The following is a 10,342-nucleotide window of genomic DNA, read 5'->3' on the forward strand; positions in this document are numbered from 1 at the left end:
GGTTCAGCCCCCTTGGATTCCGGCTGCGATGACTGCACGACCGATCGGCGCAGCAACCGAGCCACCGGTAGCGGCGAGTCCGCGGTCACCACCGTTCTCGACGATGACGGCCACGGCGACCGTCGGATTCTGCGCCGGTGCAAAAGCGATGTACCAGGCGTGCGGCGGAGTTTCCCGCGGGTTCACGCCGTGCTCGGCGGTACCGGTCTTGGACGCGATCTGAACGCCGGGGATCTTGCCGTCGCCGCCGGTGAAGTTCTCCGAGCCGATCATCAGATCAGTCAGCGTTGCCGCCACTGCCGGCGAGATCGCCTGACCCATCGACACCGGTGACGGCGTACTGAGATCGGTCAGATCGGGCGCCTGCAACTGGGAGATCAGGTTGGGCTGCATCCGCACACCACCATTGGCGACGGTCGCGGCGATCACCGCATTTTCGAGCGGGGTCACCGCAACGTCACGCTGGCCGATGCTGGTCTGGCCGAGGGCAGCGTCGTCGGAGATGTCGCCGACGGTGCTGTCTGCGACCGGCAGCGGGATCGCGGGAGTGTTGGGACCGATGCCGAAGGCGCTGGCCTCGTCCTTGATGGCGTCGGCGCCGTCCTTGATGCCCAGTTCGACGAACGCCGTGTTGCACGAGCGCGCAAACGCGTCGCGCAACGACGCCGTCGGGTTGGGGCCGCACGTGCTGCCGTTGTAGTTCTCGAGGGTCGTGCTGGTGCCGGGCAGCGTGATCTGCGGCGCCGCGGTCAGCTGGTCGTCCGGGGTCGCGCCGTTGCCCAGAGCTGCGGCCGTGGTGAGCACCTTGAAGGTCGAGCCGGGCGGGTAGGTCTGCGAGATCGCGCGGTTGACCAGCGGATCGTTGGGGTCCGCGTTGAGCTCGTCCCACGCCTTCGTGGTTTCGGCGCCGTCGTGGCTGGCAAGCAGATTCGGGTCGTAGCTCGGGGTGCTGACCATCGTCAGGATGCGTCCGGTGCTCGGCTCGATGGCGACGACGGAACCGGTGTAGCCCTTGCTGGTCAACTGGTCGTACGCCACCTGCTGCATGGCCGGATTGAGCGTCGTGACGACGTTGCCGCCGCGCGGATCGCGTCCGGACACCAGGTCGAAGAAGCGCTGACTGAACAACCGGTTGTCCGAGCCGTTGAGAATCGGATCTTCGGTGCGCTCGAGGCCGGCGCTGCCGTACTGCATCGAGTAGAAGCCCGTGACCGGTGCGTACGGGTACGGATTCGGATACTCGCGCAGGTACTTGTACCGGTCGTCGGTGGCGCGGGAGGCGGCAAGCACCTGACCGGAAGCCGAGATCTGACCTCGCTGGCGTGAGTACTCGTCGAGCAGCACCCGCGAGTTGCGCGGGTCGGCTCGCAGGTCGTCAGCTTTGATGACCTGTACGTACGTGGCGTTGGCGAGGAGCGCGACAACCATCACCATGACGGCCATCGCGACGCGGCGCAGTGGAGTGTTCATACGCGCGGCATCATCTCGGTATTGGCGTCAGCGATTGGGGGCGGACCTTTCTTCTTCGTCACTACCGGCGCACGAGCCGCGTCCGAGATCCGGACGAGGATGGCCAGCAGTAGGTAGTTCGCGAGCAGCGACGAGCCGCCGTACGACATGAACGGTGTAGTCAGACCCGTCAGCGGGATCAGCTTGGTGACGCCGCCGACGACGACAAAAATCTGGATCGCGATCGTGAACGACAGACCGGCGGCGAGCAGTTTGCCGAAGCTGTCGCGCACGGCCAACGCCGTACGCAGGCCGCGCACGATGAGGAGCAGGAACAGCATCAGCACAGCGGCCAGGCCGATCAGGCCGAGCTCTTCGCCGATGGTCGCGATGATGAAGTCCGTCTTCGCGAACGGCACCTGGTTGGGGCGGCCGCTGCCCAGACCTGTTCCGGCGATACCACCGGTGGCCAGGCCGAACAGCGATTGCGAGATCTGATAACCGGTGTTGGCGTAGTCGCCGAGCGGGTCCAGCCAGGTGTCGACGCGCACGCGCACGTGTCCGAACATCTTGTAGGCGAAGAAGAATCCGATGGCGAGCAGTCCGCCGCCGATCACCAGCCAGCCCACACGTTCGGTCGCGATGTAGAGCATCACCAGCACGGTGCTGAAGAGCAGCAACGACGTACCGAGGTCGGTTTCGAAGACGAGCACGCCCACCGAGACGATCCAGGCGAGCAGGATCGGACCGAGGTCGCGGGCACGCGGAAAATCCATGCCCAGGAAGTGTTTACCGGCCGAGGTGAACAGGTCGCGCTTGGCGACGAGCACGGAGGCGAAGAAGATGATGAGCAGGATCTTCGCGAACTCACCTGGCTGAATGCTGAATCCGGGCAGGCGAATCCAGATTTTTGCGCCGTTCACGCTCGAGAACTTCGCCGGCAGGATCGCGGGAATCGCCAGGAACACCAGGCCTGCGAGGCCGAGGGTGTAGCTGAACCGCGCCATCAGGCGGTAGTCCTTCAAGAACACGAGCAGCAGCACAAAACCGGTGATCGCCAGTGCAGTCCACATGACCTGCTGGTTCGCATCCGGTGACGGTGCTTCGACGCCGTTGTAGAGCGCTGTCTGTTCGTCGGCGAGGTCGAGTCGGTGGATGAGCACCAACCCAAGGCCGTTGAGCAGGGCGACGATCGGCAGTAGCAGTGGATCTGCGTACGGCGCATACCGCCGAATTGCCAAGTGCGCGATCAGGAACAGGCCCGTGTACGCGAGCGCGTACTTAGCCAGATCGAGAGTGATCTTCTGTTCCTGGCTCGCCTCGACGAGCAGAAGCGAGACCGTCGTGATGATGACGGCGAAGCCCAGGAGCAGCAGCTCCACGTTTCGGCGGGTCGACTGGACCGGCGCCGGGGCAAAACCTCCGGGCGGACTCGGAAAAGCCGTCCCCGCAGCTGCGTTGGACGACATCAGTTGACCGTCCTGCAAGTCTGACCGGGAATGTCGGTCGGCGTCGGCGTAGTCGTGGGTGCTGCCGTCGTCGGCGTGGCCGGCTCCGCGGGCGGCGCAGGAGCCGGAGTGGTCTCCGGTGCCGGCGGGGGAGTGGGCGCTGCCGTCGTCGTCGGAACCGGCTCACAACGAGGCAGCAGATCGCCGCCGATGAGACGGATCATCTGGCTCTGCGCATCCTCACGCTTGCCGGACGGCAGCCCGGCGCGCACCTGCTCCTGCGCCGACGGCTGCAGATCCGTCACTTCGAGGATGTTGCAGTTGCTGGGAATCGCGTCGGGGGAAACGAGAGTGAGGACGTCGTCGTCGCCGACGCAACCCACCAGATCCGCGTCTTGCAGCGAGTAGCCGAGCACCGAACCAGGGATTCCGCGCAGCACCGTCACGCGGCCGTTGTCTTCGCCGACGTAGTAGTTGTTGCGGATGACGGCGCGGCCGATCACGGCGCCGACGCCGATCAGCGCGATCAGCACCACGGCGAGGACCACCCACCACAACCGGTTCCGCTTCTTCTTCGGTTCCGGTTCGGGTTGGGAGACAACTCGCTTGGGCGTCGCGCGCGGCGGACGCATGGCAGCGGCGCGGCCGGCAGCGGTGTTGGGGGGAGGGGCGTCCTCTTCCTCTTCCGTCGACGCGGCGCCCGCGACAATGGGGTGAGACTGGCCGTAGTCGAGGTCGATGACATCGGCGACGACGACGGTGACGTTGTCGGGACCGCCGCTGCGCAGCGCCAATTCGATGAGACGGTCGGCGCACTGCTCCTGCGAGCCCTCGCGCATCGTGTTCTCGATGGTCTCGTCGCTGACCACGTCGGAGAGGCCGTCGGAGCAGAGCAGGTAACGATCGCCGGCGCGAGCTTCGCGCACGGTGAGCGTCGGCTCGATCTCGTTGCCGGTCAACGCCCGCATGATCAGGGATCGCTGCGGGTGCGTGTGTGCCTGTTCGGCGGTGATCCGGCCCTCGTCGACCAACGACTGCACGAACGTGTCGTCGCGGGTGATCTGCGTCAGGTGATCGTCACGCAGCAGGTAGGCGCGCGAGTCGCCGATGTGCACGAGACCGAGCTTGCTGCCGGAGAAGAGGATCGCGGTGAGCGTGGTGCCCATGCCGTCGAGTTCGGGTTCTTCCTCGACGTGATCGGCGATGGAATCGTTGCCCTCGCGGGTGGCTGCCTCGAGCTTGCCGAGCAGATCCTCGCCGGGCTCGTCGTCGTCGAGATGCGCCAGAGCGGCAATCATCAACTGCGACGCGACCTCACCGGCCGCGTGCCCGCCCATACCGTCGGCCAAGGCCAGCAGACGGGCACCGGCGTACACGGAATCTTCGTTGTTGGAGCGCACGAGACCGCGGTCGCTGCGCGCCGCGTAGCGGAGAACAAGGGTCACGGGCGTAGCTCGATTACCGTCTTGCCGACGCGAACCGGAGTGCCCAGCGGCACGCGCACCGCAGTGGTGACCTTGGCGCGGTCCAGATAGGTGCCGTTGGTCGAACCGAGATCCTCGACGTACCAGTCGGCGCCGCGCTGCGAGAGCCGCGCATGGCGCGTCGACGCGTAATCGTCGGTGAGAACGAGCGTCGAATCATCGGCGCGGCCGATCATGACCGGCTGAGAACCCAGGGTGATGCGGGTACCGGCGAGGGCGCCCTGCGTGACCACCAGGTACCGAGGCACCTTCGCCTTGCCCAGCGAGGGCAGGACCTTTCCGGCGCGGGTGTACCGCGGCGGAACCCTGACCCCGGAGCCGGCATAGATGTCGGAGCGGAGAGTGCGGAGGACTGCCCAGACGAACAGCCACAGTAGGAGCAGGAAGCCCGCCCGTGTGAGTTGCAGAATCAGGCCCTGCACGGCTGTCCACCTCCTTCTATGGCTCGAGCCCCGCCGCAGCGGGGTTCGAGCATTGTCGACTGGCAGCATCATAGGGGGCTCTGGGCCCCGAAGATCACGATACTGACAGCCGCGTGACGGCGGCGCGCCGACGGACCGCCGAATGTTCGATTGTTATCGGAAAAATCCTGGCGTCCGTTTCTCAGCTCAGAGAATGCGAACCAGAATCTCCGAGTGACCTGCGCGAATGATGTCGCCGTCTGCCAGCTGCCAGTCCTGGACCGGTGCTCCGTTGACGGTGGTGCCGTTCGTGGATCCCAAATCGGACAGCATCGCGGTGCGGCCGTCCCAACGGATGTCGATGTGGCGACGTGAGACGCCGGTGTCCGGGAGGCGGAACTGAGCTTCCTGGCCGCGGCCGATGACATTGCTGCCGTCGCGAAGCTGGAAGTGGCGTCCGCTGCCGTCCTCGAGCTGCAGGGTTGCCGTCAGGCTCTGGGCCGTCGGTGCGTAACCACCCTGCGGCTGGGCGTAACCCTGCTGCGGGTAGGCCTGCGTCTGCTCGAAGTTGCCGCCCTGCTCGTAGCCACCCTGCTCGTACGGCTGCTGTGTGTACGCCTGCTGGTCGTAGCCGCCCTGCTGGTAGCTCTGCTGGTCGTAGCCCGGCTGATCGTAGGACTGGCCGTTGTAGGGCTGCTGGTAACCCTGCTGGTCGTAGCCACCCTGCTGGTAGCCCTGCTGGTCGTACCCACCCTGGTACGCCTGCTGGCCGTAGCCCTGCTGGTCGTACGGCTGCTGCTGGTAACCCTGCTGGTCGTAGCCGCCGCCCTGCTGGTCATAGCCCTGCTGGTCGTAACCGGCCTGCTCGTACGGCTGCTGCTGGTTCGGGTACGCCTGCTGGTCGTAGCCACCCTGCTGCTGGTTGTAGCCCTGCTGGTCGTCGCCCGTGCGGTAACCGTCGCCGCGGTCGTAACCGTTTTGGTACGGCGCTTCCTGGCCCTGCGGAGCGGCGTAACCGCCGTCGTCGTGGGAGTACCCGTTCCGTGCCGGCTGCTGCGGTTCGGGCTGGCGACCCGCCGGTTCGCGGCTTGGTTCGTAGCCTGAGTTCTGCGTCATGGGGCCGGCTCCTGGTTGTGACGGGACTGGATTGGAAACAGGGGGAACAATCGGTGCGGGTCGCTGAGGCGGCCGTTGTGGAGGCCGCGACGAAACCTGCGGAACATGCGACGGCGGTGATGCCTGCTCGGCGTCACCATCCGGGTCGACGGTTCCGCGGGTGCGGAACTGACCGGTGTGGAGCGTAGGCGAAGGCTCGAAGGTGACCGAGATGTCGCCGTACGTCTGCCAACCCTGATCGCGGATGAAATCCTGCAGGTGTCGGCTGAAAGCTTTTGTCGTCAGTTCGCGATCTGCTGCCAGCTCTTCGTGATCGGAGTTGTTGATGGTGATCACGTAGTTGTTGGGGGCGAGAAGGATTCCGCCGCCGAGGTGCTCGACGCGGTCACGTGCCTCCTGCTGGAGCGCCGCCTCTACTTCCTGCGGCACAACACCACCACCGAAGACCCGCGCGAATGCGTCGCCGACAGCTCCTTGGAGCTTTCGTTCGAATCGCTGCACGATGCCCATCGGGCCCTCCTCTCGCCTCGCATCTACGACGGCAAAATGCTCGGCAAGTAGCGCCGGCACCGCCTTGTCGCGTGTCGTCCAAACTGCTGTACAGGTTCCACGGTACTGTCAAATGTCGCTTCGGCAGTACCTGGCCGCTGTTTCAGCATGGTATCGGTTCTGGGCTTTTGGGTGCTCGGTGTTCATCGATTCGTGCCCTGAGCTGCACGAATAGAACTTTCAAAGTTTGTCGTGATAATGTTTCGGCGTTGCTCGGGCGAGTGGCGGAATGGCAGACGCGCTGGCTTCAGGTGCCAGTGTCCTTCGGGACGTGGGGGTTCAAGTCCCCCTTCGCCCACCACAAGACGAGGCTACGAACTCACAAGAGTTGGTGGCCTCGTTTTTTGTTGTCGGCTATCTGGCCGCAGCCTGAATGAAGCTCAGAACGAAGTCCAACGCGGTGCCCGCAAACGGGTCGCCGACTGGTTGAGGGGGCGCGGCGGGCGCAGTGATCTGAGGGGTCATCATCCCTGGCGGCAGTGTGCCGGGCGGGAGATTGATGATGGCGTTGATGTCGTAGATGGTGTTGTCGGGACCGTTGGTCACCGCGAAAGAGATACTGCCGAAGTCGGCGACCGGAGTGTCGGCCGATGCAGTACCAACAGCGCTGCCGAAGGTGATTGCGGCAGCGAGCGCGCCGACACCGAGGGCCGCGGTGGTCCGGGACAAACGAGTAGGCGTTGCGGGTCCATTCACAGATGTGCTCCCTTTCGTGGTGACAGCATCCGTGCGCGGGATGCCAAGCAGCCAGGAGATTGCAACCACTATCGAGGAAGATAACGGACATTCACCCCATGGCGGGGTGGTTCGCACGAAGTGCTCCGTCGTTCTGGAGTTGTCGGGATGGAGGTTTTCGACGGAGCGTCCAGACTTAACACAATCACTTGGTTCTTGTAATCACAGCTTGGATCGTGGGGCGACCACCCGCAGCACGCCGGCTATGAGAGCTATGGCAGCGGCGGCAGACTGAAGAATCATCAAAGATGCGATCGACACCATCGCGAGGCCGTCTTTCATCGAGAAAGTCGGTTTGCCGGACTGTTTCTCCTCTCTTTCCCTTTTGACGATCCGGTGGTCTTCCTTGTCAGACCACTTCTGCCGCAATTGAATTCGCGTGGCGCGATGGGCGGTGCTGTAGTGCCTTAACCGGGCGGACCAGACTGACTCTTCCTGCCGCTTGAGCTCAGAGTCTGTTCGGGCGTATGCGCGTGCGTTGCGTCGCCGGCGCTCTGAACGTCGAGATTGAGGGTGCAACAAGATTAACTTTCCACTTCGAATAAGACGCTTTGAATACCTCTGTCGTGTAAGCGAAGGAGATCACTTTTCGACACAGTCTATGACGTCGATTTCCTCGCTAAATCTTGCAACTCGGGTTCCTGTCGGTAGCCCGTGCAATGGTGACATAAAGCATCCTCGTAAAGAAAGGAATACTCATGACCACCGTTACCGCGATCTTGGCGATTGCGACCGCGTTGCTCACGATTCTCGACTCGGCGCGTCGCTATATGGGAGGGTTCTTCTCCGACCGCTATGTCATGAAGCGTGTGGCCGATCGAATCGATTTTGAAGACGATCACCTCGCTGCCGCACAGCGGGTAGAGGCGGCGGGTTATCCCGACTTCGCTAATGAACTGCGGGAAGCGGGGCGCAAGGCGATCCCCCGACTGGTCGAGACATACCGTGATCGCCGCTCGCATAAGTCTACTTTTCTATTCGGCTATATTGCTGGCCTCCTCTTCGCAGTTGCCCTTATTGGTGGTGTCCTCACGAATTTAGCTGTAGATCGCTTTGAACAGCCGACACTCCATATGTGGCTGGCGAACGCAATCGCAGTCGGGTTTCTCCTATCGATTTTGGCTTATGGTGGAGCCTTCATCTGCTGGTTTCGGTCGCTGAATAGGGTGCAAGCACGCGTGGAATTACTGACGCGGTAACGCATTGGCGCCGCCCCGCCAGTTCTATGTGACAACGCACCTGGGGCATACGCTACTTGTCAATTGTGTTCGGCAAGTGAAACGCGGGCACTCGCAACATCTTGGTTCGCGCCGTCATGGGCGCTATGTCGCGCGGTGTCGGCATTGCCACTTGAGTCGATTTGCATAACAAGCCAGCTGTTCGCGCACGAGCGTTTTTCGCGGTAGCCCTGCTTTGAGGGATTCTTGAATTTCGTGACTCCGTGGATAGCATAAGCAAGCCGACGTCAATGCCTAACGACCACACTGCTCGACCCTTGCCGGAGTGACGGCTACGCGCAAATCCGAAGTCGACGATCATCCTTGGTGGGGTGACTCGCGAGTGAATGTTTGTCCGAAATGTCGTCCCCATCGGGGACGCCTCAACCCTGAGACTTCAGCGCCGCCCGCGCCGCATTGAACCCACCCATCCCGTGGACCCCGCCGCCCGGGGGAGTTGCGGACGAGCAGAGGTACACGCCCGGAACCCCGGTGGCATAGGGGTCCAGCCCGAACCGGGGGCGCGCGATGATTTGGCGCGCCGTGTTCGCCCCCGCGGAGATGTCGCCACCCACGTAGTTGGGGTTGTACGCCTGCATCTGCGGCACATTGCGCACGTGGACGCCCACGATCCGGTCCCGGAACCCCGGCGCGAAGCGCTCGATCTGACTCGTGATCGCATCGGTGGCGTCACCTGGATATCCGTGCGGCACATGCGCATACGACCACACAGGATGGATGTCTCCGACGGAACGGGAAGGGTCGGCCAAGAATTGCTGGCCCAACAGAATGAAAGGCTTGTCCGGCATCTGACCCCGCACGGTCTGACGTTCGACAGCAGCAGTTTGCGAAATCGTCCCGGACAGGTGCAGGGTGCCGGCCTTGCGGGCGTGCGGATTCGTCCACGGCACGACGCTCCCGTCGGAGTCACCACGCACGGCGTAGTCGACCTTGTAGGCGGCGGTGCCGTAGCGGAATTTGCGGTAGGCCCGGGCAATGCGGTCGGGTTGCCGACCGTCGAGCAGACGACCGGCCGCGTCTGGTGCGATGTCGAGCATGACGATGTCGTAGTCGGCGATCTGGGAGTAGTTGGTGACCCAGTTCCCGGTTTCGATGGTGCCACCGAGGCTGCGCAGAATCGAGGCGAGCGCATCCGCAATTGATCCTGAACCCCCTTGCGCCACAGGCCAACCGTGAGCATGAGCGGCCGCAGTGAGCATCGAGCCGACAGCACTGGAGAGAGGAAGGGTGAGCGTCCCGAACATGTGCGCCGCGACGCCGCCGAACAGCGCCCGCGCTTGTGGGGTCTTGAACATCCGCGCGAAACCCGTCGCGGGAAGCAGAGCGCCCGTCCCGAAACGCGCGAGCATCAGCGGGTGCTTCGGAACGTGCACGATCGGCTTGAAGACGTCCTGCACCAACTCGTCGAAGTTCTCGGAGAGGTATCCGAAGACGTCGAGCCACCTCTTACCGTCGGCACCCAATCCGTCAGCGGTCCGGTTGATGTCGCGCCACAGAACCCCGGCGGTGCCGTCGTCGAGTGGATGGACCAGATCGATCTCGGGCCACAGCCACGTCAGGCCATGTTTGGCGAGCCCGAATTCGCGGTCGAGGGCCTTGAAGTAGGGAGAAGCCAAAGCGGTGGGATGGAAGGCGGAGCAATCGTCGTGGACGAGTCCGTCGACTATGTATTCGCTGCTGCGGGTGCCACCGCCGATCTTGTCCGCACCCTCGATGACATGAACGTCGATTCCGGCGCGGGCGAGTTCGATCGCCGCCGCGAGACCGTTGGGGCCACTGCCCACCACTACTGCTGTTGTCATTTGCTCTTCGCCACCCGTCTTCTCAAGGGTGAGCCTACGGAAATTACAGCGATGGCATTCTGCGAGCAAACAATTCAGGCCTAGACCTTGGTTGATCGATCAACTTTTGTTACAGTTCGA

General features: G+C 63.5%; 8 protein-coding genes and 1 tRNA gene. 2 read left to right on the forward strand and 7 right to left on the reverse strand.

The features are described 5' to 3' along the window. Nucleotides 1-3: 3 nt before the first annotated feature. The 5 genes from P0M12_RS12355 to P0M12_RS12375 form a co-directional block, all read right to left on the reverse strand. Nucleotides 4-1,470, reverse strand: a complete 1,467-nt coding sequence (locus tag P0M12_RS12355) for a penicillin-binding protein 2 (protein ID WP_007735774.1) — start codon at nucleotides 1,468-1,470, stop codon at nucleotides 4-6. Next, nucleotides 1,467-2,918, reverse strand: a complete 1,452-nt coding sequence (locus P0M12_RS12360; protein ID WP_003943414.1) for an FtsW/RodA/SpoVE family cell cycle protein — start codon at nucleotides 2,916-2,918, stop codon at nucleotides 1,467-1,469. Before P0M12_RS12360 ends, P0M12_RS12355 begins: the two co-directional genes overlap by 4 nt. Further along, nucleotides 2,918-4,342 (reverse strand): protein phosphatase 2C domain-containing protein, encoded by a 1,425-nt coding sequence (locus P0M12_RS12365; protein WP_277377788.1) that lies wholly within the window; start codon nucleotides 4,340-4,342, stop codon nucleotides 2,918-2,920. The genes P0M12_RS12360 and P0M12_RS12365 overlap by 1 nt, the downstream gene beginning before the upstream one ends. After that, nucleotides 4,339-4,803 carry an FHA domain-containing protein gene (locus P0M12_RS12370; RefSeq protein ID WP_003943418.1) on the reverse strand — a complete coding sequence of 155 codons (465 nt, stop codon included), beginning with the start codon at nucleotides 4,801-4,803 and terminating at the stop codon, nucleotides 4,339-4,341. Before P0M12_RS12370 ends, P0M12_RS12365 begins: the two co-directional genes overlap by 4 nt. 186 nt (nucleotides 4,804-4,989) lie before the next feature. Next, complete coding sequence (locus P0M12_RS12375) at nucleotides 4,990-6,408, reverse strand: DUF3662 and FHA domain-containing protein (protein WP_050656362.1); 1,419 nt, start codon at nucleotides 6,406-6,408, stop codon at nucleotides 4,990-4,992. A 254-nt stretch (nucleotides 6,409-6,662) separates the two neighbouring features. On the opposite strand from P0M12_RS12375, the gene P0M12_RS12380 reads away from it, so the two are divergent. Continuing rightward, a tRNA-Leu gene (locus P0M12_RS12380) sits at nucleotides 6,663-6,748 on the forward strand. Between the two features lie 53 nt (nucleotides 6,749-6,801). On the opposite strand, the gene P0M12_RS12385 is transcribed toward P0M12_RS12380, so the two are convergent. After that, nucleotides 6,802-7,143 carry a hypothetical protein gene (locus P0M12_RS12385; RefSeq protein ID WP_277377790.1) on the reverse strand — a complete coding sequence of 114 codons (342 nt, stop codon included), beginning with the start codon at nucleotides 7,141-7,143 and terminating at the stop codon, nucleotides 6,802-6,804. A gap of 737 nt (nucleotides 7,144-7,880) precedes the next feature. On the opposite strand from P0M12_RS12385, the gene P0M12_RS12390 reads away from it, so the two are divergent. Beyond that, on the forward strand, nucleotides 7,881-8,381 hold the full coding sequence (locus tag P0M12_RS12390; RefSeq protein ID WP_047272680.1) for a hypothetical protein: 501 nt from the start codon (nucleotides 7,881-7,883) through the stop codon (nucleotides 8,379-8,381). 401 nt (nucleotides 8,382-8,782) lie between these two features. Here P0M12_RS12390 and P0M12_RS12395 read toward each other — a convergent pair whose 3' ends face one another. After that, nucleotides 8,783-10,222: an NAD(P)/FAD-dependent oxidoreductase gene (locus tag P0M12_RS12395; protein WP_277377791.1), complete on the reverse strand. Its 1,440-nt coding sequence runs from the start codon at nucleotides 10,220-10,222 to the stop codon at nucleotides 8,783-8,785. Between the last annotated feature and the right edge of the window lie 120 nt (nucleotides 10,223-10,342).

The organism is Rhodococcus sp. RCBS9, assembly GCF_029457415.1.
Classification (GTDB): Bacteria; Actinomycetota; Actinomycetes; order Mycobacteriales; family Mycobacteriaceae; genus Rhodococcus_F; species Rhodococcus_F qingshengii.

Coding starts and splice junctions, on each gene's coding strand:
- P0M12_RS12375 (WP_050656362.1), bottom strand. CDS start 6,408: ATGGGCATCGTGCAGCGATTCGAACGAAAGCTCCAAGGAGCTGTCGGC.
- P0M12_RS12390 (WP_047272680.1), top strand. CDS start 7,881: ATGACCACCGTTACCGCGATCTTGGCGATTGCGACCGCGTTGCTCACG.
- P0M12_RS12360 (WP_003943414.1), bottom strand. CDS start 2,918: ATGTCGTCCAACGCAGCTGCGGGGACGGCTTTTCCGAGTCCGCCCGGA.
- P0M12_RS12395 (WP_277377791.1), bottom strand. CDS start 10,222: ATGACAACAGCAGTAGTGGTGGGCAGTGGCCCCAACGGTCTCGCGGCG.
- P0M12_RS12355 (WP_007735774.1), bottom strand. CDS start 1,470: ATGAACACTCCACTGCGCCGCGTCGCGATGGCCGTCATGGTGATGGTT.